Source organism: Streptomyces fradiae ATCC 10745 = DSM 40063, assembly GCF_008704425.1.
Lineage (GTDB): Bacteria > Actinomycetota > Actinomycetes > Streptomycetales > Streptomycetaceae > Streptomyces > Streptomyces fradiae.
The window spans coordinates 473,703-499,396 of record NZ_CP023696.1 but is presented as its reverse complement, the minus strand read 5'-3'; the positions used below and the strand labels follow the sequence as shown (position 1 = coordinate 499,396).

Sequence of the window (25,694 nt, the reverse complement as noted above, 5' to 3'; positions counted from 1 at the left end):
GGAGCCGAGTGAAGATCGTCTCGATTCGCAGCCAGGTCGTCCGGGCCCCCTACCGGCGCCCCTTCGCCATCAGCAGCGGGGCCAGCCCCGACCTCGTCACCCTCGTCGTCGAGGTGCGCGCCGACGACGGCACGACCGGCTACGGCGAGGCCTCGCCCATGACCGCGTACACGGGGGAGACCCTGGAAGGGCTGCGCGCCGCGCTCACCGGCCACGTCGCGCCCGCCCTCGTGGGCCGCGACCCCCGCGACCTGGCGGGCGCACATGCCGCCATGGACGCGGCGATCCGGGGCCAGCGCCTCGCCAAGGCCGCCCTCGACCTGGCCCTCCACGACCTCGCCGGGCGCGCCGCGGGCTGGCCCGCCCACCTGCTGCTCGGGGGGCGGGTGCGGGACGCGGTGCCCACCGCCTGGGTCGTCGGGCTCGGCACGGTGGGGGAGATGACCGAGGAGGCCGCCGCGTACGCGGCCCGCGGCTTCACCCACGTCAAGGTCAAGGGCGGCGCGGACCCGGACCGGGACGTGGAGCTGGTACGGGCCGTCCGCGCCGCCGTACCGGAGGGGACCGAGCTGTCGCTCGACGCCAACGAGGGCTACGACCCGTCGACCGCCGCCCGCACCGTGGCGCGCCTGGGCGACGCGGGCCTGGACCTCGTCGAGCAGCCGCTGCCCCGGTGGGACCTCGCGGGCATGGCCGCGCTGCGCGGGCGCGGCGGGCCCCGGGTGATGGCCGACGAGTCGCTGCAGTCCCTCCACGACGCCCTGGAGATCGTGCGGCGCGGCGCCGCCGACGTGCTCAACATCAAGATCCTGAAGGTGGGCGGGCTGCACCCGGCGCGGCAGGTCGCGGCCCTGGCGGAGGCCGCCGGCCTCGTGGTGAAGATCGGCACCATGCCGGAGCTGGGGGTCGCCACCCTGGCGGCGGCCCACCTCGCCGCGGCGCTGCCGCACGCCACCGTGCCCGCCGACCTCGTCGGCCCGCTGCTGGTCGAGGCCGAGCCGCTCGCCCCCGCCGCCTTCGCGGGCGCACGGGACACCGGTGTGGTCGCCCTGCCGGACGCCCCCGGCCTCGGGCACCGGCTGGCGGAACTGCCCGGCGACGCCGTACGCGGGGTGCCGGGCGGCCGGTGACGCGGGGCGCCGGGCCTTCCCGCCGCCGGCCCCCGGGCCGCGTGCCCGCCCGGACTCGCGGCCGCCGGTCCTCCCGCGCCGGCGGGGCCGGTCGCCGACCCGGGCGGTCCGGGGACCGGACGGCGAAGGGGAGGGACCGGTTCCGGACGATCTGGTCCACTGGCCCCCCGGTGGCCGAGGGAAGTCCCGTACGACTGGGCCATCGGACCAGTCGCACGGTCACGATTTGAGCCACCCCCACCGGGATGCTTTCCTTGTCCCATCCACGTATCAGCGGCGCCGCGCAGCGCCGGACGGCGACGAGGCCGGATCCGGACCGCGGCGCCTTCGTCGTGCCCGCGGCACACGCCCACCACCCCCGGGCACCTCCGCGGCCGGCGAGAGCAAGACAAGGGGGGCGGTACCACCGTCATGAAGAGGATCTTCGTGGCCCCGGACCCGGGGCACCTCAGGCTGCGGAACGCGAGCCGGGCCGTGCTCGGCATCGCGCTCGCCGTCGCGCTCGCCGAACTGGCCGGCCTGTCCCTGACCGCGTCCATCACCGGCGGGCTCGCCGCGCTGCTGGCGCTGTTCACGGTCGCCGACGCCACGGTGCGCGCCCAGCGGATCACCACCGCGCTCCTGCCCGCCGCCGGCCTGCCGGTCCTCACCCTCGCCACCACCCTGCAGGACGTCCCCCTCGGCCGGGACGCCGCCTTCCTCGCGGTCGTCTTCTGCGGGGTCTACGCCCGCCGCTGGGGGCCGCGCGGCCACGCGCTCGGGATCTTCGCGTTCATGCAGTTCTTCGTGGTGCAGTTCCTGCACGCCGCCCCGGCGGACCTGCCCGAGCTGTACCTCGCCGTCGGCGTCGCCCTGGCCGCCGCGGGCGCCGTCCGCTTCGTCGTGTGGCCCATCGAACGGCGCACCCCGCCGGCCGCCGTGCCCGCGCCGCTGCCCGGCCGCGGCCTGGCCAGGCCCACCACCCGGCAGGCCTTCCAGACCACCGCGGCCTGCGCCTTCGCCCTGGCGGTCGGTCAGCTGCTGTCGGAGGAGCGCTGGTACTGGGCCGTGGGCACCGCCTGGTGGATCTTCGTGAACACCGCGTCGCGCGGCGAGACCCTCGTCCGCGGCTTCCGGCGCGTCCTGGGCACCGTCCTCGGCATCCTCGCCGGCCTCGTGCTGGCGCTCCCGCTGCACGGCGCGCCCGGCCCGACCGCCGTCCTCGTCGCGGTCTGCGTCTTCGGGATCTTCTACACGGCGCCCGTCTCGTACAGCTGGATGATGCTGGCGGTGACGGTGATGGCGGGACTGCTGTACGGGCTCCTCGGTGTCCTGACGCCGGGGCTGCTGGTCCTGCGGGCCGCCGAGACGGGCGTCGGCGCGCTGTTCGCCGCGCTGGCGGTCACCTTCGTGCTGCCGGTGACCACGCACGCGACCAACGACGCCTGGATCCAGCGCGCCCTGCTCGCCGTGCGCCGCTGCACCGCCGAGGCCGCGGAGCGGCTGGCCGGTTCGCCCACCGCGGACCCGGCCCCGCACGCCGCCGAACTGGAGGTGCTGCTGGGACGCGTACGGATGGCGCTGGCGCCGCTGGTCCACCCGCTGAGCCCGTTCCGGGACCGCAAGGCCCGCGCCCGCCAGGTCCTCGCCCTGCTGGACGACTGCGCCCGCGAGCTGCGCGGGCTGACGGTCGTGGCGGCCGACCCGGACGCCGGCCGCGACGCCCGGCTGGCGGCGGCCTGCTGGCGGGTGGAGGCCGCCGTGGAGGCCCTGCTGCGGGGCCGCGAGCGGGTCCTGGAGGGGGCGGGCCCGGAGGCGGCCGGGTCGCTCGGGAGCGCCGCCCGGGGCGCCGAGACGGCCGGGGCGGGGGCCGAGGCGTCCGGGCCGTGCGCCCGCGCGGCCGTACCCGGCGCCCCGCGGGCCACGGCGCCGGACGGAGCGCCGGCCCTGGCGCACCTGCGCGGACTGGAGCGGCTGCTGGCCGAGCTGGACGGCCCGCTGCGGACGGCGCCCCGCTCGCTCCTGGTCCGCTCCTGAGCGCGCGGCCGCGCGGCGCACCTGCCCCTCCGTTGGTCTAGACCGCGGCTGCTAGCGTCGTCCCCGCAACGCCAGAACGGCCATGCGGGAGGGGCAGCGGTGGAGCGGTACGGGAACGGGCGGACGGCGGACCTGGACGGCCAGGACGGCCGGGACGGCCGGGCGGGCGGGGGAGGCCGCTGCGGGCCCGGCGGCCCGGCGGCCGGTGCGGAGGAAGGCGGCAGGCGGGGCCCCGGTACGGGCGGCGCCCGCCCCGCCGCCCCGGCGCCCGCCCGCGCCGCACGAAGCGGCCCCGCGCCCGGCGGGGCCGCGCCCGGCGCCGCCGCCCCGGCGCCCGGCCGTGCCGGAGCCGCCGCCCCCGCGCCGGGCCCGGCACGGCCGGGCGCCCGGCGGGCGTACATCGGGTCGTTCACCTCCGCCGGGGGGCGCGGCGTGACCGCCGCGGACGTCGACGCCCGGACCGGCGCCCTGACGCCCACGGGCTCCACCGGCGCCGTCGCCGACCCGTCCTTCCTCGCCCTGCGTCCCGACGCCGCCGTGCTGTACGCGGTGTCCGAGACCGACGACGGGGCCGTCGCCGCGTTCGACGTCACGGGCCCGGCGCCCCGCCTCATCGGCGCCCCCGAGCCCGTACGGGGCTCCGCCCCCACCCACCTCGCGTACACCGCGGGCCATGTCGTCGCCGCCCACTACGGCTCCGGTGCCGTGAGCGCCCAGCCCGTCCGCCCCGACGGCGCCCCCGGACCGGTCACCGGGCTCGTCCGCCACCGGGGCGGCGGCCCCGACCCCGACCGGCAGGCCGCTCCCCACGCGCACCAGGTGCGGCCCGCCCCGGACGGCCGCTTCCTGCTCACCGTGGACCTCGGCACCGACTCCGTGCGGGTCTGCGCCCTCGACGCGGGCACCGGGGCGCTCACCGTCCGCGCGGAGACCGCGCTGCGCCCCGGCAGCGGCCCGCGCCACCTGGCCTTCCATCCGTCGGGCGGCCATGCGTACGTCCTCGGCGAGCTGGCGCCGACGCTCACCGTGTGCCGCTGGGACGGCCGCGCGGGCACCCTGGAGCCCGTCGCCGAGGTGCCGGTCCGCCCCGCGGGCGCGGCGGGCCCCGGCTACCCCTCCGCGCTGGCCGTCAGCCCCGACGGGCGGTTCGTGTGGGCCGCCGTACGGGGCGACGACACCATCGCGGTGCTCGAACTGGACGAGGGCGGCGAGCGCCCGCGCCTGGTCGCCGCGGTGCCGTCCGGAGGCCGCTGGCCGCGGGACCTGGCGGCCGACCCGGAGGGGCGCCGGCTGTACGTGGCCAATGAGCGGTCGGGGGACGTGACCTGGTTCGACGTGGACCCCGAGACCGGAGTCCCGTCCCGCACGGGCGCGGTGGCCGCCCCGGCCGCCTCCTGCGTGGTCCTGGCCTGAGCCGGCGCAGTGACGGTCCGCGCGGGGGCCGTGCCCTTCCGGCCCCCTCCCACGCCGGCGGCCCGCGACCACGGGCCCGCCGGCCCGGAGGGCCCGTAGGGCCCCGCCCGCGCCCGAACCGGCCGCCGCCGTACGCGGACGTCCCGCCGGAGGCGCGGGGGCCACGGGAACGCGAGGAACGCACGGGAGACGCGAGGGCCACGCGGGCGCGGGCGGGCACGGCACGGCGGGCACGGCGGCACGGCACGGGCGGGAACGCGGGAGGGCCCGCACCGGCGCTCACGCCGCGGTGCGGGCCCTTCCCGTACGGTCGTCTCCCGGCCGCGCCGGTCAGCGCACCGGGGCCGCCTGCTGCGGGGTGATGCCCAGCAGGGCCATGTAGCCGGACAGCACCAGCTTGCCGACGGCCGGGTACGCGCCCAGCGGCTCGGCGACCGGGCAGTCCGCGGCCTTGCCGGCGTCGTCCAGCAGCCCCTCGGCCAGCTCGGGGCCCACCAGGTAGGGGGCCACCGCGAGCTGCGCCGAACCGGCGTTGCGCAGCTGCTCGGCCACCGCGGCCACGGAGCCCTCCTGGTCCAGGGCCGCCGCCATGACCGGCACGGCCAGCCGCGCCGCGAGCAGCATGCCCGTGATCCCGGCCGCCTGGACGGCCTCCGTGCCGCCGGTCGTCGCCAGGACGATGCCGTCCGCCGCCGTCGTGACCGTGAACAGCCGCGCCCGGTCGGCGCGCGCCAGCCCGGCCTCCGAGAGCCGCACGTGCAGCGCCTCGGCGAGCAGCGGGTGCGGGCCCAGGACGTCGGTCAGCTCGGCCGGCGCGCCGCTGTCGGCGACGGCCTGCCGTATCCGGCCCATCAGCTCGGCGTCCGGGCCGACCAGCAGCGGCACCACGACGGCGGCCGGGCCCTCGGGCTCGGCCACCTCGCGGCCGGCGGCCCTGGCCAGCTCGTACCGCTCCACGCGGAGCGCCACCGCCCGCCGCAGGACACCGGCCAGCGACACGAACTCGGCGTCGTCCCCGTCGAGGAAGCCGATCGCGGCCTCCAGGCCGGGCAGCTCGGAGCGCGCGATGCTCACGAGTTCTTCCGCGAGACCGCGCACGGCGGCGGAAGGCTCACCGGGGACGGCGAGGACGAGTGCGGGCGCGCCCTCGGGCGCCGCCAGGGGTTCGGGGCGACGGTGCCGCCCGGCCTGGCGGGGGCGTGGCATTCGTACAGGCAGGCCAGCGGGCCCAGTGGGGGAGCTCATGGCGCCGCATGCTACTGGTTTTGCCCGCCCCGCTGTTCGGGGAGGGGGCGTTGACGCCCCCATTGGGCAGTTTGTCGGAAGAGTCGGTCAGTCGCCGTATGTGTCCAGCAGACCGGGCTCACGGGGCAGGCCGGGCGCGCCCGCGGCGAGCGTCGCGGCGACGTGGAGCGCCCCGGACAGCGGGTCGCCCGCCGCCGACACCCGCCGCACGCCCGGGAGTTGCCGCGCCAGCTCCTCGCGCAGCGGTACGAGCAGGGGGTCTCCGAGCCGGAGCAGGCCCCCCGTCAGGGCCAGGGCGCCGCCGCTCACCTCCGGGTGGACCGCTGCCGCGGCCTCCGCGATGTGCCGTGCGGCACGGGCGAGGACGTCCGCCGCCACCGGGTCGCCGTCCGCGCAGGCGGCCACCTCCGGCGCGAACGACGCGAGGACGGCGGCCCGGTCCGGGCGCGGGTACAGCAGCCCCGGCAGCCCGGCCACGGGGCCGAACAGCGCCTCGGCGCGGGCCAGCAGGGCGCCGGAGCCACCGCGCCGCCCGTCGTGGGCGCGCAGCGCCGCCTCCAGCCCCGCACGGCCGATCCAGGCGCCGCCGCCGCAGTCGCCCAGCAGGTGGCCCCAGCCGTCGGCGCGGCGCCAGCGCAGCAGGTCCGTGCCGAGCGCGACCAGCCCGGTGCCGGCCGCGACGACCGTGCCGGGAGCACCGGTCAGGGCCCCCGCGTGGGCGGTCACGGCGTCGGAGGCCAGCGCGAGGCGCCGTACCCCCAGGGCGTCCCGCAGGGCGCCCGGCAGCACGGCCCGCAGCTCTCCGCCCAGCCCCGCCATCCCGGCGGCGCCGACGGCGACCGCGGCGAGCGGCCGTCCGGTCGCGCCGGCGCCCGCGAGCAGGTCCCGCGCCGCCCCCACCAGCCGTTCCGCCATCCGGCCGGCGTCGACGCCCTTGGCCCCGGTGGGCACCGGGGTCCCAAAGACCCGCGTCCCGACGGCCCGCACCACGACGGGCGCGCCGGCCCCCGCCCCGGTACCGGCCCCCGCCCCGCCGTCAGGACCCGCCCCGCCGTCGGGACCGGCCCCCGCGCCGGTCGCGCACCCCGGCGCGGCCCCGCTCCCGCACGCGGCCCCGCTCCCGGCCGTGCCCGCGGCGCCGCCCAGCTCCGCCAGGGCGACGCGGAGGCCCGAGCCGCCGGAGTCGGCGCCCAGGACCCAGGTGCCGCCCGGCGGCGGGCTCACGGCAGGCGCCAGTCGACCGGCTCGGCCCCCTGACGCAGCAGCAGGTCGTTGGTGCGGCTGAAGGGGCGCGAGCCGAAGAAGCCGCGGTCCGCCGACATGGGGGAGGGGTGCGCCGACTCGACGGCGGGCAGGTCGCCCAGGAGCGGGCGCAGATTGCGGGCGTCGCGCCCCCACAGCACCGACACGAGCGGCTTGCCGCGCGCCACGAGGGCCCTGATGGCCTGTTCGGTGACCTCCTCCCAGCCCTTGCCGCGGTGGGCGCCCGGTTTGCGGGGCGCCGTCGTCAGGGCCCTGTTGAGCAGCAGGACCCCCTGCCGCGTCCAGGGCGTCAGATCGCCGTTGGACGGCCGGGGCAGGCCCAGGTCGGAGTGGAGTTCGCGGAAGATGTTCTCCAGGCTGCCCGGCAGCGGGCGCACGTCCGGCGCGACCGAGAAGCTCAGTCCCACCGCGTGCCCCGGTGTCGGGTACGGGTCCTGGCCGACGACGAGGACCTTCACCTCGTCGAACGGCTGCTGGAAGGCCCGCAGGACGTTCGCGCCCGACGGGACGTACGTGCGCCCGGCGGCGATCTCGGCGCGGAGGAAGTCCCCCATCGCCGCGATGCGTTCCGCCACGGGAGCGAGGGCGTCGGCCCAGCCGGGCTCGACGATTTCTTTCAACGGTCGCGCTGCCACGGCCGTCACTCTACTGGCGCAGCCGGGCCCGTCCGTCACCCGACGACGGCGGCCCGCACGCAGAGCACGTCCGGCAGGTGCGCGGCCAGTCGGCGCCAGCTCTCGCCGTCGTCGGCGCTGGCGTACAGCTCGCCGTTGCGGTTGCCGAAGTACAGCCCCGCCGGGTCGGCGCCGTCCGTGCACATCGCGTCCCGCAGCACGGTGCCGTAGTGGTCCTCCTCCGGCAGGCCCCGCGACAGCGCCTCCCAGCTGCCGCCCGCGTCACTCGTCCGGTACACCCGGCACCGGCGTCCGGCGGGCACCCGGTCGGTGTCGGCCTCGATGGGGAAGACGTACGCGGTGCCGGAGTGCTTCGGGTGCGCGACGGCCGCGAAGCCGAAGTCGGACGGCAGCCCGGCCCCGATGCCGGTCCAGGTGCTCCCCGAGTCGTCGCTGCGGTACACGCCCCAGTGGTTCTGCAGGTACAGCCTGTCCGGGTCCCCGGAGTCCTGGGCGATCTTGTGCACGCACTGGCCGAACCTCGGGTGCGGGTCGGGCAGGAACACCGCCGACACCCCCTCGTTCGACGGCGCCCAGGACGCGCCGCCGTCGCGGGTGCGGAACACCCCGGCCGCCGACACGGCGACCGTCACCGCGTCCGGGTCACGCGGGTCCGTCACGACCGTGTGCACCGCCTCGCCGCCGCCGCCCGGCTGCCAGCGGGACCGCGTGGGGTGCTCCCACAACGGCCTGACCAGCTCGAACGTCTCGCCCTCGTCCTCCGACCTGAACAGCGCCGCCGGCTCCGTGCCCGCGTACACCACACCGGGCGCCGCGGGGCCCGCCGGGTGGAGCTGCCACAGCCGCTCCAGCGAGGCGCCCGTCTCCTTCGGGAACCTCACCGGCGCCTCGCCCGGCTCGGTCCACGTCGCCCCGAGGTCGTCGGAGTGGAACACGGACGGCCCCCAGTGCGCGCTGTCCGCGCCGACCAGCAGCCGGGGCGCGGGCCGCCGCAGGTCGATGCCGATCGCGTACACGGCCTGCGCGGGGAAGTGCGGGCCGTCGAAGGTCCAGTCGCCGCCCCGCCGCCGCGCGGTGAACAGCCCCTTGCGGGTGCCTACGGTGAGCAGTACGTCGGTCATGGCCGCCACCTCCAGGACGCCTCCGCCGCGGTACGGGCCGTCACGGGCCAGTCTGCACCCGCTCGCGGACGACGGCCGCCGGAGCGCCGTTCCCGCAGGCCAGGCCGCGTGCCGCCGACCCGCCGCGGCCCGCCTGCGCCGCCCCGGCGTGCGCCGTCGGCGCGGCCCCGGCCGCCCCCGGCGTGCGCCTCGGGCGGCCCCGGCCGCCCCCGGCGTGCGCCTCCCGGTCCGGAGAGCACCGGTCCGCCGGGCCCGCGGCCGCCGGGCCCGCCCTACCGCCGGCCGTCCTCCGCCGGGGGCCTGCCCGACTCCCAGTCGAGGCCGTACCGCTGGAACAGCTCCGCCCGCAGCCGCGCGGGCGACATCGGGGCGCCCGGCAGCAGCACGGCGAAGACCGCGCCCATCAGCAGCGCCCGCAGCAGCGGGTAGTCGGCGTCCACGTCCGGCGAGCCGTACCGCGCCATCGTGTCCCGCAGGATCGCGGCGAGCCGCTGCTGCTCGGGGCAGCGCACGAAACCCTCCGCCTGGAGGATGCCCGCCATGTGGGTGCGCATCAGCAGCGGCTGCTCCACGGCCAGCGTGAGGACCGCGTCGATCGCGCGTGCCAGCCGCTCCCGCCCGTCGTCCGTGCGCGGCTCCCGCTCCAGCGCGGAGGCCAGCGTCATGTGCATCAGGCGGTGGACGGCGGACTGCAGCAGCTGGCGCTTGCCGGGGAAGTAGTACGAGACGAGACCGCGCGCCGAGCCCGCCCGGTCGGCGATGTCGCCGAGCGTCGTCGCCTCGTAACCGCGCTCGGCCACCAGTTCGACCGTCGCCTGGAGAAGCCGCTCGCGGGATCGCCGCCGCAACTCCGCATTGACCGATGGGCTTCGCGGGGACATGCTTACTCCTGCGTTGACTGGCTCCCAGCCAATATACTCAGGACGTCCCCGCCGACCGGCACCGCCGTGTCGGAAGGGGAGGAGTGTCACGCGGACCGGGCGACGCGGGGGATCGTCCGGTCCGCGTCGGCACGGATCCGGCCGGGCAGGCGGCGGCACGCCGGAGCGCGCCCCGCACCGCCGCCGGCCGATTGCGGGCCCTCAGCGGGCTCCCGGCCCGAGCAGGGCGGCCGGCCGCCGCGGCGCCGCCGTCGCGCGCCGCTCGTACGCCCCCACGGCGACCGCCACCAGGCAGGCGCCCAGCAGCCAGCCGCCCAGCACGTCGGACGGCCAGTGCACGCCCAGGTACACGCGGGTCAGGCCCACCCCGGCCGTCGACACCGCCCCCGCCACCAGCACCGGGCGCGCCAGGGCGCGGGGACCGAGCCGGGCCGCCACCCACCACAGCAGTCCGCACACTACGGCGGCCGTCATGGCGTGCCCCGACGGGAACGCCGCGAAGTCGGCCGTGTCGACGGGGTCCGGCCAGCGCGGCCTGTCCCGCCCCACCAGCGCCTTCAGCAGGTGCTGCACCCCGGCCGCCACCAGGCCGGCCGCCACCAGGAGCCCCGCCATGCCCGGCCGCCCGGTCCGCCACAGCGCCACGACGGCCGCGGCGAGCAGGAGGCGCAGGGTCACGGGGTCCCACACCCAGTCGGTGAGCACCCGCATGGCCTCCGTCAGCGCGCTCCGGCGCACCGCCGCGGCGTGCAGCTCGTCCGCGACCGCCCGGTCGAAGGCGAGCAGCGGCGCCCAGCCGGCGGCCACGAGGACCAGCAGGAGGACGGCGGCCGCGCCGCAGCCGACGGCCACGGCGGGGAGCAGGGGGGAGCGGAGGCGTGCGGGGGGTGACGACATATCGGGAGGGTGCCCGGAGAACCCCTGGGCAGACGTACGAAGCCGCCGTTCACCCGTAGGGGCCCCGCCCCGGCTCCCGCCACGGACCGCGGCCCCGACCGGCCGAGCTCCGCCCACCGGCCGGGCCCCGCCACCGGCCGAGCCCCGCCACCGGCCCCGGCGCACCCCCGGCGCAGCGGCGCCTCGACCCGGGCGCGCCCTCAGCCCGGCGGCGGCCTCAGCCCGGCGGCGGCCTCAGAAGCGTGCCGGGATGCTCCGGCAGGGCGAGCCAGTCCGACCAGGAGATCTCGCGGCCGGGGAAGCGCGGCTGCTCGAACGGCCAGTCGGCGGCGATCCACCGCGGCACCAGCGCGTCGAGGGCCTGCTCGACCTCGCTGCCCACCAGTTCGTCCACCACCCACCAGGAGATCTCGCCGTCCGCGCCGGCCCTCTCCGGTGGGTCGATGTAGACACAGCCGAGCAGAGCCGCCTCCGCCGCGTCGAACAGCGCGTAGTTGAAGGACCGGTGTGCGGCGATCTCCTTCTCGTGCCGCAACAGGTCGGCCCGGTCGGCCTCGTAGGTCATGGTGGCCGCGGGCCAGCCCCAGGCCGGGCCGAAGAGGGTCCACAGCCGCTCGCGCGACCCCATCACAGCCGGGTAGTCGAGCGGGGCGTCCGCCTCCCGGATCGGCCGCAGGTGATGGCCACCGCCCGGCAGCGGTACCAGGACGGGGTGGACGAAGTCATCGGGAAGCCAGCTCATGGCGCCCGAACGTAGCAGCGCGCGGCCGTCCGCTCCCCCTGGATTTCGCCGCGAACCGCCAGGCCCTGCTCTCCTGCCGGGCAGGGCCCACGATCACCCGGTCGGGGACGCCCTTCGATCGGCAGACCCCGTGAGGGGTACGGCAACGGCTTCTCAGCCCAAAGCGGTCAGGCCCGGTGCCAGGGCCAGGAGCAGCGGCGCCGCCGGCATGAGGGCGGCAGCCGCCGTCAGCCGCAGGCGGTGGCCCGGAGTGAGCCGGGGCTCCGCGGTCAGCAGCCGGGTCACCCGCCGCGGCACCTCCGTGTGGGGTGTCGGGCACGGGCCGAACACGCCCCGGTCCTCGTTCAGCCCGACGAGTGCGAGCGCGATCGTCAGCCGCCCGAACCGCTTCGACGCGGAGTCGTCCGCCGCCAGCTCCACCAGCCGGTGCATCTCCTCCCGGAACGCCGCGAACACCGGTACGCGCGGGAAGCCGGACGCCAGCGCCGCCGCGCAGTACAGCAGCCAGTCGTGCCGCGCCCGCGCGTGCCCCTGCTCGTGGGCCAGCACCGCGTCGAGCTGGCGCCCCTTGAGCCGCCGCAGCGCGGCCGTGGTGATGATGAGCTGGGGCCGCGGGCCCGGCAGCCACCAGGCGCCCGGCCGGTCGCCCTCCAGCAGCACCAGCGGAGCGGCCTCGGCCTCCTCGCCGGGCAGCTGCGGGACGCGCACCAGCAGCTCGGCGCGCTGCCGGCGCCGCCGCGCGCGGGAGGCCCGCACCTCGCGGGTGAGCATCGCCCCGGTCCACAGCCCGCCGCAGGCCAGCAGCACGGCGAGCGTGGCCGACCAGGGGCCGAGCGCGGCCAGCGCGTACGCCTCCACGACCCCCGCCGGGGCCGTGGCGAACACCCGGCCGCGCACCTCCTGCCAGGCGGCGGCGGCGCTGAACGTCATCGACAGCGCGAAGCTCAGCAGCACCGCGGCCACGACGCACTGCCAGACCCACAGGGCGACGATCGGTTCGCGCTCCGGCCAGTCGGCCCGCGCGAGCAGCCGCGGGGCCACGACGGCGAGCGACACGCCGAGCGCGAGCAGCGCGAGGGAGACCCACATGGTCTCAGCCTATGAGCGCGCGGCCGCTCATAGGCAGAGACTGCCGAAGGAAGTGACGCACGCCACGCCCGGGGTCCCGCCGGGAACCGGCCGCGCCCGGCGCCGACACCTCCCCGTCCGCCGGCCGGCACCTTTCCGCCCGCCTCACGGCACCCCGCCCGCCCGCGACCCCGCCCGCCCGCGACCCCGCCCGGGCCGGCACCTTCCCGCACGGCCCGGCGGCACCCCGCCCGCCGGGACCTCCCGTCCGCCCCGGAACACTCCCCGCCCGCGCCCGGCCGCCCGGCCGCCCCGCCGGATCGCCGCCCGCGGACGCCGGGTGGCGTCCGCCCGCCGCGGGCACCGGCCGGGCGATGCGCCCGCGGGGCCCGGCGTTAGGGTCGGGGCGAACGCACGCGCGAGGGGAGAACGCTCACGATGGACACCGCACCGCTCCAGGACGCACGGGAGACCTACCGCGACGCAGTGGAGGCGGACGTCCCCGCGCTCGTCGCCCTCGTCGAGTCGGCGTACCGGGGCGACGCCAGCCGCGCGGGCTGGACCACCGAGGCCGACCTCCTCGACGGGCAGCGCACCGACCCGCAGGGCGTCCGGGAGGTCATCGGCGCCCCGGGCTCCCGGCTGCTCGCCGTCGAGCGGGACGGCGAGCTCGTCGCCTGCTGCCAGCTGGAGCGGCGCGGTGACGCCGCGTACTTCGGCATGTTCGCCGTCCGCCCCGGCCTCCAGGGCGGCGGGCTCGGCCGGCGCGTCCTCGCGGAGGCGGAGCGCCTGGCCCGCGAGGAGTGGGGCGCCCGCGAGATGCACATGACGGTGATCTCCGTACGGGACGAGCTGATCGCCTGGTACGAGCGGCGCGGCTACCGCCGCACGGGGCGGACGTCGCCGTTCCCGTACGGCGACGAGCGCTTCGGCGTGCCGCGCCGCGAGGACCTGCGGTTCGAGCTGCTCGTCAAGGCGCTGGGCTGACCCCTCCGGGCGAACCGGGGGCGGGCGCCGGGCCGGGCCCGCCGGACGGCGCCGGGCCGGGCCCGCCCGGAGCCTCGGGCGGCGCGCCCGCGTCCGTGCCGGTGCCGGCTCCCCCCTCCGTGCGGAAGTCCAGGCGGCCGTCGGCCGCGGCCACGCGGACCGTGCCGCCCGCGGTGAGCCGCCCGTCCAGCAGCAGCCGCGACAGCTCGTTGTCGACCTCGCGCTGGATGGTGCGGCGCAGCGGCCGGGCGCCGTACTCCGGCTCGTAGCCGCGCCGGGCCAGCCAGTCCACGGCCTCGGGGGTGAACTCCACGGCCACGTGCTGGGCGCGCATCCGGCGCCGGGTCTCCTCCAGCAGCAGGTCGGTGATCTGCCGCAGCTGGGCCTCGGCGAGGCGCCGGAAGATGACGATCTCGTCGATGCGGTTGAGGAACTCGGGGCGGAAGTGCTCGCGCAGCGGGCGCAGCATCCGGTCGCGGGCGGCCTGCTCGTCGCCCGCCGCCTCCGCGCCGAAGCCGAGCACGCCCCGCCCGCTGCCGATGGCCTCGGAGCCGAGGTTGCTGGTCATGACGATCACGGTGTTCTTGAAGTCGACCGTGCGTCCCTGCGCGTCGGTGAGGCGTCCGTCGTCCAGCACCTGGAGCAGGATGTTGAAGACGTCCGGGTGGGCCTTCTCGACCTCGTCCAGCAGGAGCAGCGAGTACGGGTGCCTGCGCACCGCCTCGGTGAGCTGCCCGGCCTCCTCGTGGCCGACGTAGCCGGGCGGGGCGCCGACGAGGCGGCTGACGGTGTGCCGCTCCTGGAACTCGCTCATGTCGAGCCGCACCATGCGCTCCTCGCTGCCGAACAGCGCGTCGGCGAGGGCGCGGGCCAGCTCGGTCTTGCCGACGCCGGTCGGGCCGAGGAAGAGGAAGCTGCCGATGGGGCGGCGCGGGTCGGCGAGGCCGGCGCGGGAGCGCAGCACGGCCTCGGAGACGGCCGCGACCGCCTCGTCCTGGCCGATGACCCGCTCCCGCAAATGCCGCTCCAGGCCGAGCAGGCGCTCCTTCTCCTCCTGGGTGAGGCGGCTGACGGGGATGCCGGTCTGCCGGCTGACGACCTGCGCGATGTCCTCGCCGGTGACCTCCAGCACGCGGTCGTCGCGCATGACCGGCTCGCCGCGCCCCGCCTTGATGCGGTCCTGGAGGGCCTGGATGCGGTCGCGCAGCTCCGTGGCCCGCTCGTACTGCTCGGCGGCGACGGCCTGGTCCTTGTCGCGGGCCAGCTGCTCGGCCTCCCGCTCCAGGGCCCGCACGTCGGTGTCCTGGGAGCGGGAGCGCAGCCGCACGCGGGCGCCCGCCTGGTCGATCAGGTCGATGGCCTTGTCGGGGAGGAACCGCTCGGTGAGGTACCGGTCGGACAGCTCGACGGCGGCCCGCAGCGCGTCCTCGGTGTAGCGGACCTGGTGGTGCGCCTCGTACCGGTCGCGCAGGCCGCGCAGGATCTCCAGCGCGTCCTCGGGGCTGGGCTCGGGGACGAGGATGGGCTGGAAGCGGCGGGCGAGGGCGGCGTCCTTCTCGACGTACCGGCGGTACTCCTCCAGGGTGGTGGCGCCGATGACGTGCAGCTCGCCGCGGGCGAGGGCGGGCTTGAGGATGTTGCCGGCGTCCATGGAGCCGCCCTCGCCGCCGCCTCCGCCGCCGCCCGCGCCGACGACGGTGTGGAGCTCGTCGATGAAGAGGACGAGCTCGCCCGCGTGGTCGCGGACCTCCTGGATGATGGCGTTCATCCGCTCCTCGAAGTCGCCCCGGTAGCGGGTGCCGGCGACGACGCCGGTCATGTCGAGGGCGACCAGGCGCCGGCCGAGGAGCGTGTCGGGCACGTCGCCGTCGGCGATGCGCTGGGCCAGGCCCTCCACGACGGCGGTCTTGCCGACGCCGGCGTCGCCGATGAGGACCGGGTTGTTCTTGCCGCGCCGGGACAGCACCTCGACGGTCTGCTCGATCTCCTGCTCGCGGCCGATGACCGGGTCGATCCGGCCCGCGCGGGCGATGTCGGTGAGGTCCCGCCCGTACTTGTCGAGGGTGGGCGTGCCGCGCTGGGGCGCCGGGCGCTGGTCGGCCGCGGTGTTCTCCCAGCCGCCGGAGGGGCCGCCGCGCGGGGTGGGCGTGCGGGACGGAGGGCCCGGGACGGAGTCGGGGTCGAACCGGGCGGCGCGCAGGATGCGGCCGGCCGCCGAGTCCGGGTTGGCGGCCAGGGCGGCGAGCACGTGCTCCGGCCCGATGTAGGAGGCGCCGATGTGCCGGGCCAGGTCGTGCGCGTCCAGGAGGGCGCGCTTGACGGCCGGGGTGACGGCGATGCGGGACTGCGGGGGGCCCTCGCCGGCCGTGCGGTCGATCTCGGCCGCCAGCTCGTCGGGGTCGGCTCCGGCCCGGACGACCAGGTCGCGGGTGGGCTCCGTGTCGAGCGCGGCGCGCAGCAGGTGCTCGGTCTCCAGGTCCGCGCTGCCGTGCTCGGCGGCGTAGGTCGCGGCGTCGTCCACCATGCGGCGGGCCGGTTCGCTCATCATGCGGGCGATGTCGATGTACCGGGGCCCGCGCCGGGCCGCGGAGGAGGCGGGCGTGCCCCCGAACAGGCGGCCCAGGAACTCGCTGAACGGGTCGGGGCCGAAGCCCTCGGGGCCGACGAATCCGTTGCTCATAGATGACCGTCCCAGTTGTCCCAGTACGTCGCTGTGTCCCAGTACGTCACTGTTCGTCCAGCGCTCACGGCGATCTCGTGATCTCGATGCAATCCAGCCACGCGGGTTCCCAGGGGGAGGCGCGTTACACCCCGCCTCGGGGTGGCGGGCTCCGAAGTGCGGCGGAACCGGCCGTCCCGTCCGGACGAGACGGGAAAATCGGCGGTCGCGACGGGGGTCGCGCAGGATATTTTCCGCCAGACCCTCTTGTGGTGAAGAACCGCAAATGGTTACGGTGCCTTGACGCGAGGTTCTCCTGTGGAGGAAGTGAGATGACGGAAATTCTTGTGCAGGATGCAGTCGGTGGCGAGCTGTCCACTGATGTCCGGGTGGTCGACCACCCCGCATGGCCGCAGCTCAAGAATGCCGTGGAGGAGATCCGCGTCTGGCAGTCCGCCGACGGCTCGATCGACTTCACGGCGGAGGACGCCCCGGCCCGCACGGACGCCGACGCCGTGCTGGACCGGATCGCCGCGGCCGTCGAGCAGCTCTCCCCGCTGCTGCCGCACGGCACCGACTACCACCGCGCGCTCGTCGCCGACCTGCGCAAGTGGGCCGCCGAGGGCTACGGCGTGCCCGACTTCCTCGACTCGCTGATGGCGTTCCACCCCGCCGCCGAGCGCGTCGACGGCCGCCAGCACCTGGTCGTCTTCCCCATGTACACGCAGAACGGCAACCCGGACCGCAACCTGGAGGCCGTCGTCCTGCGCATGGTGTGGCCGGAATGGCTCGCCGACCTGGAGGCGACCCGCTACGACAACCCGCTCTTCTGCGGCATCACCTTCGAGGACTTCACCTCGGGCTACGACACCAACTCGGCCGTCCTCTTCCCCGAGACCGTCGCGGTCCGCGAGGTCCCGGCGAACTTCACCTGGGGCGGCATCTTCTGCGACCGCGAGGCCGCCCGCTTCCGCCGGGTGACCGAGGCCGCCGTCGACGTGCTCGGCGTCGAGCTGCCCGCGGACATCAAGGAGATGCTCGGCGACCAGCAGCGCTGCCAGGAGGCGTTCGTCCTGTGGGACATGGTCCACGACCGCGCCCACAGCCACGGCGACCTGCCCTTCGACCCGTTCATGATCAAGCAGCGCCAGCCGTTCTGGATGTACGGCCTGGAGGAGCTGCGGTGCGACCTGACCGCCTTCAAGGAGGCCGTCCGCCTGGAGGCCGAGGGCAACCCGCACGGCCGCGACGTCCAGTACGCCGTGCTGTTCGACCGGATGTTCCGCTTCCCCCTGACCGGTGACCGGGTCCGCAACTACGACGGCCTCGGCGGTCAGCTCCTCTTCGCGTACCTCCACAAGCACGACGTGGTGCGCTGGACCGACAACACCCTGTTCATCGACTGGCAGCGGGCCCCCGAGGTCACCAACCAGCTCTGCGCGGAGATCGAGAAGCTCTACCGCGACGGCATCGACCGCCCCAAGCTGGTGCACTGGCTCGCCGCCTACGACCTCGTCTCCACCTACCTCGCCCCCCACCCCGGCTCGCGCTGGGCCAAGGGCGCCGAGGCGCTGGACGTCCACCAGCCGCCGCGCAAGCTCGTCGACGACGTGCTCGCCGACGAGTTCCCGCTGAGCATGTTCTTCGAGGCCCTCTCGAAGAAGCTGAAGTCCGTGATCGCCTCCACCAAGGGCATCACCGCGCAGGACGTCGAGAAGGCCGCCGCGTGAGCGAGCGGGACACCGCGGGCACGACCGGTACGGCCGGGACGCCCGAAGCTCCCGGCACGGCCGGTACCCCTACGGAGGGAACGAACACCATGACCAGCAACGGGAACGGCGGGGCACTGGACGGCGCCGTCATCGCGGTCGCCGGAGCGGCGGGCCCCGCGGGCCGTGCCGCCCTGCTGCGGCTGGCCGAGGCCGGCGCGACTGTCGTCGCCGCCGACGCCGACCCCGAGCGCCTCGCGGAGGCCGTCGACGCCGCCCGCTTCGCCCACGGCGGCGCCACCGTCACGGGCGAGACGGTGGACCTGCTCGACCTGGCCGCCACCCGCGACTGGGCCGAGCGGACCGAGCAGGAGTTCGGCCGGATCGACGGCCTCGTCCACCTCGTCGGCGGCTGGCGCGGCGGCAAGACCTTCGCCGGCACCGACCTGGCCGACTGGGAGGTCCTGGAGCGGCTGCTCGTCCGCACCGTCCAGCACACCTCGCTCGCCTTCCAGCCGGGTCTCGCCCGCAGCGACCGCGGCCGGTACGTCCTGGTCAGCCAGTCCGGCGCGAGCAAGCCCACCGAGGGCAACGCCGCCTACGCCGCGGCCAAGTCCGCCGCCGAGGCGTGGACCCTCGCGCTCGGCGACGCCTTCCGCAAGGCGGGGGGCGAGGACGGCCCGAACGCCGCTGCTGCCATCCTGGTGATCAAGGCACTGGTGCACGACGCCATGCGCGCCGAGCGCCCCGATGCGAAGTTCGCGGGCTTCACCGACGTCAAGGACCTGGCCGACGCCATCGCCGGCGTCTGGGACCGGCCCGCCCAGGAAGTGAATGGACAGCGCCTGTGGCTGACCCCCAAGCCGTGACCGCGGCGTACCCCACCCGTACCGACGCGCGCCGTCACCACGACCCGTCGGTACGGGGCTTCGCCAGCGACAACTACGCGGGAGCCCACCCGGAGGTCCTCGCCGCGCTGGCGCTCGCCAACGGCGGCCACCAGATCGCCTACGGCGAGGACGACTACACCGACCACCTCCAGCGGGTGATGCACAGCCACTTCGGCCCGACCGCCGAGGCGTTCCCGGTGTTCAACGGCACCGGGGCCAACGTCACCGCGCTGCAGGCCCTCGCCGACCGGTGGGGCGCGGTGATCTGCGCCGAGTCCGCGCACATCAACGTGGACGAGGGCGGAGCCCCCGAGCGCATGGCCGGGCTCAAGCTGCTCACCGTGCCCACCCCGGACGGCAAGCTCACCCCCGAGCTGATCGACCGGCAGGCGTTCGGCTGGGACGACGAGCACCGCGCCATGCCGCAGGTCGTCTCCCTCGCGCAGAACACCGAGCTGGGCACGGTCTACACCCCGGACGAGATCCGGGCCATCGTCGACCACGCCCACGGGCTGGGCATGAAGGTCCACCTCGACGGCGCCCGGCTCGCCAACGCCGCCGCGTCGCTGGACGTGCCCATGCGCGCCTTCACCAACGCGGTGGGCGTGGACGTGGTGTCGCTGGGCGGCACCAAGAACGGCCTGCTGTTCGGCGAGGCGCTGGTCGTCCTCAACCCCGAGGTCGGCCGCCACATGCGGCACCTGCGCAAGATGTCCATGCAGCTCGCGTCGAAGATGCGGTTCGTCTCCGTGCAGTTCGAGGCGCTGCTCGCCAAGGACCTGTGGCTGCGCAGCGCCCGGCACGCCAACGCGATGGCCCGGCGCCTCGCCGACGGCGTCCGGTCGGTCGACGGCGTGGAGATCCTGTACCCGGTGCAGGCCAACGCCGTCTTCGCCCGCCTCCCGCACGACGTGAGCCTGCGCCTGCAGAAGCGGTTCCGCTTCTACTTCTGGGACGAGGCCGCCGGGGACGTCCGCTGGATGTGCTCCTTCGACACGACGGAGGACGACGTGGACGCCTTCCTGCTCGCGCTCAAGGAGGAGATGGCCCGCTAGCCCCGCCGTCTCCCCACGTGAAGTCCCGTCCGCCCACCCGGCGGACGGGACTTCACGCGTGGTCCGGGGGGATCAGGGCAGCGGAGCCGCCTGCGCCCGGGAGGGGATGGCCGCGCACCTGGCGTGCGAGTGGAGCCGAAGGAGCGCGCGCCGGCTTCGGGAGGGGAGCCGCCTGCGCCCGGGAGGGGGTGGGCGTGCACCTGGCGTGCGAGTGGAGCCGAAGGGGCGCGCGGGTGCCGGGAGGCCGATCGCGCGGAGGCGCGAAGCGCTGAGCACGTTCGGACTCCCGGGACCCGCTCACAGCGCCCCGGAGGCGCAACGAGCCAGAAAGGAGATCAGCGCAGCTCGGCCGGGGTCGGCGCCGTGCCGCCCAGGTGGGCCGGGATCCACCAGGTGTCGTCGCCGTCCTTGGGGCGCACCGGGTAGGCCCGCTGAGCGGCCTCCAGCAGCTCCTGGACCCGCTCGCGCAGCCGGCGCGTGATGGCGCCCGCGTACTGGTCCGTCGGCGCCTCCAGCGGCTCGCCGACCCGGATCGTGACCGGGATGTGGCTGCGCCGGAAGTTGCGGGGGCGGCCCTTGGTCCACAGCCGCTGCGTGCCCCACAGCGCCATCGGGACCAGCGGCACACCGGCCTCCTGGGCCAGCCGCGCCGCTCCGGACTTGAAGCCCTTGAGGGTGAACGACTGGGAGATCGTCGCCTCCGGGAAGACTCCGATGACCTCGCCGGAGCGCAGCGACTCCAGCGCGTGGCGGTACGCCGCCTCGCCCTGCGCGCGGTCCACCGGGATGTGCTTCATGCCCCGCATGAGGGGCCCGGAGATCTTGTGGCGGAAGACGGAGTCCTTGGCCATGAAGCGCACGAGCCGCTTCTGCGGGCGCGCGGCGAGCCCGGTGAAGATGAAGTCGAGGTAGCTGATGTGGTTGCTGACCAGAACCGCGCCACCGGTGCGCGGGACGTTCTCCGAACCCTGAATGTCGATCTTGAGGTCGAGCGCCTTGAACATCGTGAGCGCGGCGCCGATGACCGGCCGATAGACGAGTTCTGCCATCTGGAGAACACCCTTCTTCTTCTCTGCCTGGGGAGGGTCCTCCCGGCGAAGTTACGCAGCCGTAGGTATGCGGCCTGCCCGATGCTGCCCCATGTACCGCGCCCTGGCCAGTCCGAACCCTCGCCGAAGGGCGCGAACACGGCGAGATACTCGTCACGTCGCCGGGCGCCCCCCACCCACGGGAATGCCGCGGGGCCCTCGCGGCGCTGCACGGGCGGGACCCAACGGACGCGAGGAGAGCGGGGCATGGCGGTGCGGGAGAGTGCGGACGCCGGGGGCGCGGGGCACGGGGAGCGGGTAGTCGGCCCCGGCGAGCTGGGGGCCGCGCTCGGGCGGCGGGCCACCCTCGTGCACTTCTCCACCGCGTTCTGCCAGCCCTGCCGGGCCACCCGCCGGGTCCTGGCGGGTGTGGCGGACATGGTCGAGGGCGTCGCCCACGTCGAGGTCGACGCCGAGCGGAACCTGGCGCTCGTGCGGGACCTCGGCGTCACCGCCACGCCCACCGTGCTGATCCTCGACGCGGCCGGCCGCGAGGTCCGCCGCGCCACCGGGCAGCCCCGCACGGCGGACGTGGTCGCCGCGCTCGGCCGGGCCCTCGAAACCCCCGCTGACCGGCCGTGACACTGATCGCATTGTCCGGCGCGGCCTTGACGCGGGGTGCCGCGCCTCGTCAGGCTGACGCCCGTGCCGTACGAACTCCTTCTCCACGGGCGGGTCCACGTCGACCTCGCCCGCCACGCGAGCGCGCTCTGTCCGGGTGCCTGAGCAGCCAAGGCCCCCAGACCCCCGCACGCACCTCCGGCAGAAGGACAACTCCATGACGGTCACCCACGATCTCGGCGCGGGCGCGCCCGGCGCCCCGGTCGTCGCCGGCCCCGAGCTGCTGCGCTCCGCGTTCCGCAGGCACGCCGCGGGCGTCGCGGTCATCACCGCCCCCGGCCCCGCCGCCCGCGGCGGCCGGCCCGCCGGGTTCACGGCGAGCTCCCTCACCTCCGTCTCCGCCGACCCGCCGCTGGTCTCCTTCGGCATAGGCACCGGCTCGTCGAGCTGGCCGGCCGTCGCCGAGGCCGCCCACATCGGCGTCCACCTCCTGGGGGAGGAGCAGAGCGCGCTGGCCGCCACCTTCGCCCGCAGCGGCGCCGACCGCTTCGCCCCGCCGACCCGCTGGACCGCGGGGCCCGAGGGTGTCCCCGTCCTCGACGGGGTCCTCGCCTGGCTGGTCTGCCGCGTCGTGGGCCGCGTCCCGGCGGGCGACCACCGCATCGTGATCGCCGAGGTCGTCGCGGGCGACGCCGCCGCGCGGGAGGGCCGGCCGCTGCTGTACCACCACGGGCGCTTCAACGCGCTGAGGGACTGAGAAGTCCCGGTTACTCAGCGTTGGCAAGGTCACAGTGCAAAGCGGTTGCCCACCGGGAAGGCTCCCGGTGTACTGACGAGTAATATTTCGTCGCGGGGCGTCCGCCGCCCCGGGCGGAAACCGCCCCATCAGGCGCCTATGCTGCGTGCAACAAGGCAGCCAGTAATGACGATGCAGTAGGAGAGCCGGCGTGAGCTTGAGGATCGTTGTCTGTGTGAAGTACGTGCCCGACGCCACCGGCGACCGGCACTTCGCCGATGACCTGACCGTCGACCGCGACGACGTCGACGGCCTGCTGTCGGAGCTGGACGAGTACGCGGTCGAGCAGGCGCTGCAGATCGCCGACGAGGCGGACGACGCGGAGATCACCGTGCTGACCGTCGGCCCCGAGGACGCCAAGGACGCGCTGCGCAAGGCGCTGTCCATGGGCGCCGACAAGGCCGTCCACGTCGAGGACGACGACCTCCACGGCACCGACGTCATGGGCACCTCCCTGGTGCTCGCCAAGGCCATCGAGAAGACCGGCTACGACCTGGTCATCTGCGGCATGGCGTCCACCGACGGCGTCATGGGCGTCCTGCCGGCGATCCTCGCCGAGCGCCTCGGCGTCCCGCAGGTCACCCTCCTCTCCGAGGTCTCCGTCGAGGACGGCGTGGTCAAGGGCCGCCGCGACGGCGACGCCGCGACCGAGCAGCTCGAGGCGTCCCTCCCGGCCGTCGTCTCCGTGACCGACCAGTCCGGCGAGGCCCGCTACCCGTCCTTCAAGGGCATCATGGCGGCGAAGAAGAAGCCGGTGGAGTCCCTGGACCTCGACGACCTGGACATCGACGCCGACGAGGTCGGCCTCGAGGGCGCCTGGACGAAGGTCGACTCCGCGGCGGAGCGCCCGGCCCGCACGGCCGGAACGATCGTCAAGGACGAGGGCGAGGGCGGCAAGCAGCTGGCCCAGTTCCTCGCGAGCCAGAAGTTCATCTAGGGCTCGCGCAGCGCAGAGCCACCTGACAGCCCGCTTAAGACTTCGCATTCGCAGGAGAGCATTCCCATGGCTGAAGTTCTCGTCTACGTCGACCACGTGGACGGCGCCGTCCGCAAGCCCACCCTGGAGCTGCTGACGCTGGCCCGCCGCGTCGGCGAGCCCGTCGCCGTGGCCCTCGGCCCCGGCGCCGAGGCCACCGCCGCCACCCTGGCCGAGCACGGCGCGACCCGCGTCCTGACGGCCGACGCCGCCGAGTTCGCGGACTACCTCGTCGTCCCGAAGGTCGACGCCCTCCAGGCCGCGTACGAGTCGGTGTCCCCGGCCGCCGTGCTCGTCCCGTCCTCCGCCGAGGGCAAGGAGATCGCCGCCCGCCTCGCGGTCCGCATCGGCTCCGGCATCATCACGGACGCCATCGACATCGAGGCCGGCGACGAGGGCCCGGTCGCGACGCAGTCCGTGTTCGCCGCCGCGTTCACCACCAAGTCCCGCGTCTCCAAGGGCACCCCGGTCATCACGGTCAAGCCGAACTCGGCCCCCGTCGAGGCCGCCCCCGCCGCGGGCGCCGTCGAGGCCCTCGCGGTCTCCTTCTCCGACAAGGCCACCGGCACCAAGGTCGTCTCCCGCACGCCGCGCGAGTCGACCGGCCGCCCCGAGCTGACCGAGGCCGCGATCGTGGTCTCCGGCGGCCGCGGCGTCAACGGCGCCGAGAACTTCGCGCTCATCGAGGGCCTGGCCGACTCGCTCGGTGCCGCCGTCGGCGCCTCCCGCGCCGCCGTCGACGCCGGCTGGTACCCGCACACCAGCCAGGTCGGCCAGACCGGCAAGTCGGTGTCGCCGCAGCTGTACGTCGCCACCGGCATCTCCGGCGCGATCCAGCACCGCGCCGGCATGCAGACCTCGAAGACCATCGTGGCCATCAACAAGGACCCCGAGGCCCCGATCTTCGACCTGGTCGACTACGGCGTGGTCGGCGACCTCTTCGAGGTCGTCCCGCAGCTCACCGACGAGATCAAGTCCCGCAAGGGCTGATCCGGCCTCGGGCGCGCACGGCCGGGGGCCGCGCGGTGGCACACACCACCGCGCGGCCCCCGGCCTTCGCCGTTCCGGCCCTCGGCCGTCCAGGACCCGGGCCGTTCCGGCCCCGGGTCCTGCCCGTCCGCGCGGGTCCTGCCCGTCCGCGCGGGTCCTGTCCGTCCGCGCGGGTCCTGTCCGTCCGCGCGGGTCCTGTCCGTCCGCGCGGGCCGTGCGCGTCGCCGTGGCCCCGGGGCCTCGCGGTCCCGGTGCCCGGCGGGCTCAGCCCTCGCCGTCGGCCGCCCCGGCGGCCTTTGCGCCCGCGGCCCCGCCCCCCTCGGAGAGGCTCCCGGAGCCTTCCGGGGCGTCGGCGGCGGTTGCGGCGCCGGCGGTGATCCGCCACGCGCCGACCTCCCGGTACTCCGAGTCGTACACGGCCGACGTGTCGCCGGGCCGCAGGGGGTAGTGGTGAAGATTGCCGCCCCAGTAGCGCAGGATGCGACCCAGCTCACGCACGGTCGTCTCCTTCGGCTGCGCGTCGTCCACGGCGACCTCGAGCACGAACCTCACTGCTTCTCCTCTCGGGAGGATTACGGAACCGTTCGGCCCCGGCGCCGGACCTGGTATCAAGTGTTTCATTCAATCGCTACCAGGCACTTGCGCGGCGTCGTGCCAGGAAGGCGGGGCGACATGCCCGAGAAGTCTCAACCAGGCGTGAGGTCGGGAGGGCGGACATGGGCGACCGGCTGAAGGCGGCGGACCTCGCCAGGTCCGCCGGGATCTCCGTACAGCAGCTGCGGACCTACGTGGACACCGGTCTGCTCCCGCCCGTGGAGCGCACCCCCGCCGGTTACCGGGTCTTCACCGACGTCCACGCCGACGCCCTCGCCGTCGCCCGGCGGCTCGCCGCCGGGCACGGCTGGGCGACCGCCCGGACGGTGATGGCCGCCGTCCACCGGGGCGACGTGGAGGCCGCGCTCGCCGCCGTGGACGCCGGACACGCCCGGCTGGACCGGGAGCGCGCCGAACTCGCCGCCGTACGCGAGGCCATGGGCGCCCTGCCGGCCGGGCGGCTCCCCGCCCAGGGCGTGCCCCGGCACCCGCTGCGCATCGGCGAGGCCGCGCGCGCCCTGGGGGTGAAGCCGCCCGTCCTGCGGCTGTGGGAGGCCCGCGGACTGCTGCGCCCGGCCCGCGACCCGGTCACCGGTTACCGGGTCTACGACCCCGCGGAGCTGCGCCTCGCCCGGATCGTGGCGCTCCTGCGTACGGGCCACCACCCGCTCGCCGCCATCGAGGCGGTGGTGCGCGAGGTGCGCGCGAGCGGCGGCACCGACCGCGTCGCCGACGAGCTGGACGCCCGGGCCGCCGCCCTCCACCGGCGCAGCCGGGAACGGCTCGGCGCGTCCGCCGCCCTGGACGGGTACCTGCGCCGCCTCGGCCACCGCTGACGGGGCGCGGCCCGCCGGACCGCTCCGCTCCCGGACCGCTTCCTCCGGCACGCGCAAGCGGAAGGGAGAGCGGAGAGGGCAGAGGGGGCGAAGGGCGGCCCGCGGGCCGCCCGGACGGCGCGGGGGAGGAGCGCCGGCCGTC

Annotated in this window: 23 protein-coding genes and 1 pseudogene; 13 read left to right on the top strand and 11 right to left on the bottom strand. The window is 76.1% G+C overall.

All coding sequences use genetic code 11. The annotated features are described in order from the left end of the window. Positions 1–8 precede the first annotated feature (8 nt). From CP974_RS02175 to CP974_RS02165, 3 genes are all read left to right on the top strand, one after another. Entirely contained in the window at positions 9–1,130 is a 1,122-nt protein-coding gene (locus CP974_RS02175; protein ID WP_037937954.1) for a mandelate racemase/muconate lactonizing enzyme family protein, read from the top strand. A 411-nt stretch (positions 1,131–1,541) separates the two neighbouring features. Beyond that, entirely contained in the window at positions 1,542–3,146 is a 1,605-nt protein-coding gene (locus CP974_RS02170) for an FUSC family protein (RefSeq protein WP_031131960.1), read from the top strand. Positions 3,147–3,545: 399 nt separating this feature from the next. Then, positions 3,546–4,559: a lactonase family protein gene (locus CP974_RS02165; protein ID WP_031136803.1), complete on the top strand. Its 1,014-nt coding sequence runs from the start codon at positions 3,546–3,548 to the stop codon at positions 4,557–4,559. Positions 4,560–4,889: 330 nt separating this feature from the next. Here the strand turns inward: CP974_RS02165 and CP974_RS02160 are convergent, their stop codons facing one another. The 8 genes from CP974_RS02160 to CP974_RS02125 form a co-directional block, all read right to left on the bottom strand. Further along, positions 4,890–5,804 carry a sirohydrochlorin chelatase gene (locus tag CP974_RS02160; protein ID WP_031136805.1) on the bottom strand — a complete coding sequence of 305 codons (915 nt, stop codon included), beginning with the start codon at positions 5,802–5,804 and terminating at the stop codon, positions 4,890–4,892. A gap of 87 nt (positions 5,805–5,891) precedes the next feature. After that, positions 5,892–7,028: an N-acetylglucosamine kinase gene (locus tag CP974_RS02155; RefSeq protein WP_223844504.1), complete on the bottom strand. Its 1,137-nt coding sequence runs from the start codon at positions 7,026–7,028 to the stop codon at positions 5,892–5,894. Beyond that, complete coding sequence (locus tag CP974_RS02150; protein WP_031137151.1) at positions 7,025–7,702, bottom strand: uracil-DNA glycosylase; 678 nt, start codon at positions 7,700–7,702, stop codon at positions 7,025–7,027. Before CP974_RS02150 ends, CP974_RS02155 begins: the two co-directional genes overlap by 4 nt. Before the next feature lie 35 nt (positions 7,703–7,737). Next, on the bottom strand, positions 7,738–8,823 hold the full coding sequence (locus CP974_RS02145; RefSeq protein WP_031137149.1) for a WD40/YVTN/BNR-like repeat-containing protein: 1,086 nt from the start codon (positions 8,821–8,823) through the stop codon (positions 7,738–7,740). A gap of 272 nt (positions 8,824–9,095) precedes the next feature. After that, positions 9,096–9,704, bottom strand: coding sequence for a TetR/AcrR family transcriptional regulator (locus CP974_RS02140; protein ID WP_037938078.1), 609 nt, complete (start codon positions 9,702–9,704; stop codon positions 9,096–9,098). Positions 9,705–9,905: 201 nt separating this feature from the next. Then, the gene (locus tag CP974_RS02135) at positions 9,906–10,601 is read right to left on the bottom strand and encodes a phosphatase PAP2 family protein (RefSeq protein ID WP_031132368.1); all 696 of its coding nucleotides are present in this window, start codon (positions 10,599–10,601) and stop codon (positions 9,906–9,908) included. A gap of 217 nt (positions 10,602–10,818) precedes the next feature. Continuing rightward, positions 10,819–11,343, bottom strand: coding sequence for a GNAT family N-acetyltransferase (locus CP974_RS02130; protein ID WP_031132370.1), 525 nt, complete (start codon positions 11,341–11,343; stop codon positions 10,819–10,821). A 153-nt stretch (positions 11,344–11,496) separates the two neighbouring features. Continuing rightward, complete coding sequence (locus tag CP974_RS02125; protein WP_031132372.1) at positions 11,497–12,432, bottom strand: M56 family metallopeptidase; 936 nt, start codon at positions 12,430–12,432, stop codon at positions 11,497–11,499. A 417-nt stretch (positions 12,433–12,849) separates the two neighbouring features. On the opposite strand from CP974_RS02125, the gene CP974_RS02120 reads away from it, so the two are divergent. Next, positions 12,850–13,398 (top strand): GNAT family N-acetyltransferase, encoded by a 549-nt coding sequence (locus tag CP974_RS02120; protein WP_031132374.1) that lies wholly within the window; start codon positions 12,850–12,852, stop codon positions 13,396–13,398. Here CP974_RS02120 and CP974_RS02115 read toward each other — a convergent pair. After that, a complete protein-coding gene (locus CP974_RS02115) occupies positions 13,382–16,078 on the bottom strand; it encodes an ATP-dependent Clp protease ATP-binding subunit (protein ID WP_223844503.1) in 2,697 nt (898 codons plus the stop codon). The two genes, CP974_RS02120 and CP974_RS02115, sit on opposite strands and share 17 nt — an antisense overlap. 311 nt (positions 16,079–16,389) lie before the next feature. On the opposite strand from CP974_RS02115, the gene CP974_RS02110 reads away from it, so the two are divergent. The 3 genes from CP974_RS02110 (at position 16,390) to CP974_RS02100 (ending at position 19,711) form a co-directional block, all read left to right on the top strand. Continuing rightward, entirely contained in the window at positions 16,390–17,787 is a 1,398-nt protein-coding gene (locus tag CP974_RS02110; protein ID WP_031132377.1) for a DUF6421 family protein, read from the top strand. A gap of 89 nt (positions 17,788–17,876) precedes the next feature. Continuing rightward, positions 17,877–18,635 (top strand): SDR family NAD(P)-dependent oxidoreductase, encoded by a 759-nt coding sequence (locus CP974_RS02105; protein ID WP_031132379.1) that lies wholly within the window; start codon positions 17,877–17,879, stop codon positions 18,633–18,635. After that, positions 18,632–19,711 carry a threonine aldolase family protein gene (locus CP974_RS02100; protein ID WP_031132381.1) on the top strand — a complete coding sequence of 360 codons (1,080 nt, stop codon included), beginning with the start codon at positions 18,632–18,634 and terminating at the stop codon, positions 19,709–19,711. The genes CP974_RS02105 and CP974_RS02100 overlap by 4 nt, the downstream gene beginning before the upstream one ends. A gap of 335 nt (positions 19,712–20,046) precedes the next feature. Here the strand turns inward: CP974_RS02100 and CP974_RS02095 are convergent, their stop codons facing one another. After that, on the bottom strand, positions 20,047–20,760 hold the full coding sequence (locus CP974_RS02095) for a lysophospholipid acyltransferase family protein (RefSeq protein ID WP_031132383.1): 714 nt from the start codon (positions 20,758–20,760) through the stop codon (positions 20,047–20,049). Between the two features lie 246 nt (positions 20,761–21,006). On the opposite strand from CP974_RS02095, the gene CP974_RS02090 reads away from it, so the two are divergent. From CP974_RS02090 to CP974_RS02075, 5 genes are all read left to right on the top strand, one after another. After that, positions 21,007–21,381 carry a TlpA family protein disulfide reductase gene (locus CP974_RS02090; protein ID WP_078915640.1) on the top strand — a complete coding sequence of 125 codons (375 nt, stop codon included), beginning with the start codon at positions 21,007–21,009 and terminating at the stop codon, positions 21,379–21,381. A gap of 36 nt (positions 21,382–21,417) precedes the next feature. Beyond that, the gene (locus CP974_RS30910) at positions 21,418–21,525 is read left to right on the top strand and encodes a putative leader peptide (protein WP_348538462.1); all 108 of its coding nucleotides are present in this window, start codon (positions 21,418–21,420) and stop codon (positions 21,523–21,525) included. A gap of 52 nt (positions 21,526–21,577) precedes the next feature. Next, positions 21,578–22,117: a flavin reductase family protein gene (locus CP974_RS02085; RefSeq protein WP_031132387.1), complete on the top strand. Its 540-nt coding sequence runs from the start codon at positions 21,578–21,580 to the stop codon at positions 22,115–22,117. A 190-nt stretch (positions 22,118–22,307) separates the two neighbouring features. After that, positions 22,308–23,093 (top strand): electron transfer flavoprotein subunit beta/FixA family protein, encoded by a 786-nt coding sequence (locus tag CP974_RS02080; protein WP_031132389.1) that lies wholly within the window; start codon positions 22,308–22,310, stop codon positions 23,091–23,093. Positions 23,094–23,159: 66 nt separating this feature from the next. Then, a complete protein-coding gene (locus CP974_RS02075) occupies positions 23,160–24,122 on the top strand; it encodes an electron transfer flavoprotein subunit alpha/FixB family protein (protein WP_031132391.1) in 963 nt (320 codons plus the stop codon). 372 nt (positions 24,123–24,494) lie between these two features. Here CP974_RS02075 and CP974_RS02070 read toward each other — a convergent pair. Further along, positions 24,495–24,674 (bottom strand): annotated as a pseudogene (locus CP974_RS02070) (hypothetical protein); the annotation flags it as partial. 164 nt (positions 24,675–24,838) lie between these two features. On the opposite strand from CP974_RS02070, the gene CP974_RS02065 reads away from it, so the two are divergent. Continuing rightward, positions 24,839–25,552: a MerR family transcriptional regulator gene (locus CP974_RS02065; RefSeq protein WP_069975345.1), complete on the top strand. Its 714-nt coding sequence runs from the start codon at positions 24,839–24,841 to the stop codon at positions 25,550–25,552. Positions 25,553–25,694: the final 142 nt, after the last annotated feature.

What these genes read in the sequence shown, in the direction of transcription:
- CP974_RS02170 (WP_031131960.1), top strand. Translation starts at nt 1,542, where the DNA reads ATGAAGAGGATCTTCGTGGCCCCGGACCCGGGGCACCTCAGGCTGCGG.
- CP974_RS02160 (WP_031136805.1), bottom strand. Translation starts at nt 5,804, where the DNA reads ATGAGCTCCCCCACTGGGCCCGCTGGCCTGCCTGTACGAATGCCACGC.
- CP974_RS02145 (WP_031137149.1), bottom strand. Translation starts at nt 8,823, where the DNA reads ATGACCGACGTACTGCTCACCGTAGGCACCCGCAAGGGGCTGTTCACC.
- CP974_RS02140 (WP_037938078.1), bottom strand. Translation starts at nt 9,704, where the DNA reads ATGTCCCCGCGAAGCCCATCGGTCAATGCGGAGTTGCGGCGGCGATCC.
- CP974_RS02135 (WP_031132368.1), bottom strand. Translation starts at nt 10,601, where the DNA reads ATGTCGTCACCCCCCGCACGCCTCCGCTCCCCCCTGCTCCCCGCCGTG.
- CP974_RS02130 (WP_031132370.1), bottom strand. Translation starts at nt 11,343, where the DNA reads ATGAGCTGGCTTCCCGATGACTTCGTCCACCCCGTCCTGGTACCGCTG.
- CP974_RS02125 (WP_031132372.1), bottom strand. Translation starts at nt 12,432, where the DNA reads ATGTGGGTCTCCCTCGCGCTGCTCGCGCTCGGCGTGTCGCTCGCCGTC.
- CP974_RS02120 (WP_031132374.1), top strand. Translation starts at nt 12,850, where the DNA reads ATGGACACCGCACCGCTCCAGGACGCACGGGAGACCTACCGCGACGCA.
- CP974_RS02115 (WP_223844503.1), bottom strand. Translation starts at nt 16,078, where the DNA reads ATGAGCAACGGATTCGTCGGCCCCGAGGGCTTCGGCCCCGACCCGTTC.
- CP974_RS02110 (WP_031132377.1), top strand. Translation starts at nt 16,390, where the DNA reads ATGACGGAAATTCTTGTGCAGGATGCAGTCGGTGGCGAGCTGTCCACT.
- CP974_RS02105 (WP_031132379.1), top strand. Translation starts at nt 17,877, where the DNA reads ATGACCAGCAACGGGAACGGCGGGGCACTGGACGGCGCCGTCATCGCG.
- CP974_RS02095 (WP_031132383.1), bottom strand. Translation starts at nt 20,760, where the DNA reads ATGGCAGAACTCGTCTATCGGCCGGTCATCGGCGCCGCGCTCACGATG.
- CP974_RS02090 (WP_078915640.1), top strand. Translation starts at nt 21,007, where the DNA reads ATGGCGGTGCGGGAGAGTGCGGACGCCGGGGGCGCGGGGCACGGGGAG.
- CP974_RS02085 (WP_031132387.1), top strand. Translation starts at nt 21,578, where the DNA reads ATGACGGTCACCCACGATCTCGGCGCGGGCGCGCCCGGCGCCCCGGTC.
- CP974_RS02075 (WP_031132391.1), top strand. Translation starts at nt 23,160, where the DNA reads ATGGCTGAAGTTCTCGTCTACGTCGACCACGTGGACGGCGCCGTCCGC.
- CP974_RS02065 (WP_069975345.1), top strand. Translation starts at nt 24,839, where the DNA reads ATGGGCGACCGGCTGAAGGCGGCGGACCTCGCCAGGTCCGCCGGGATC.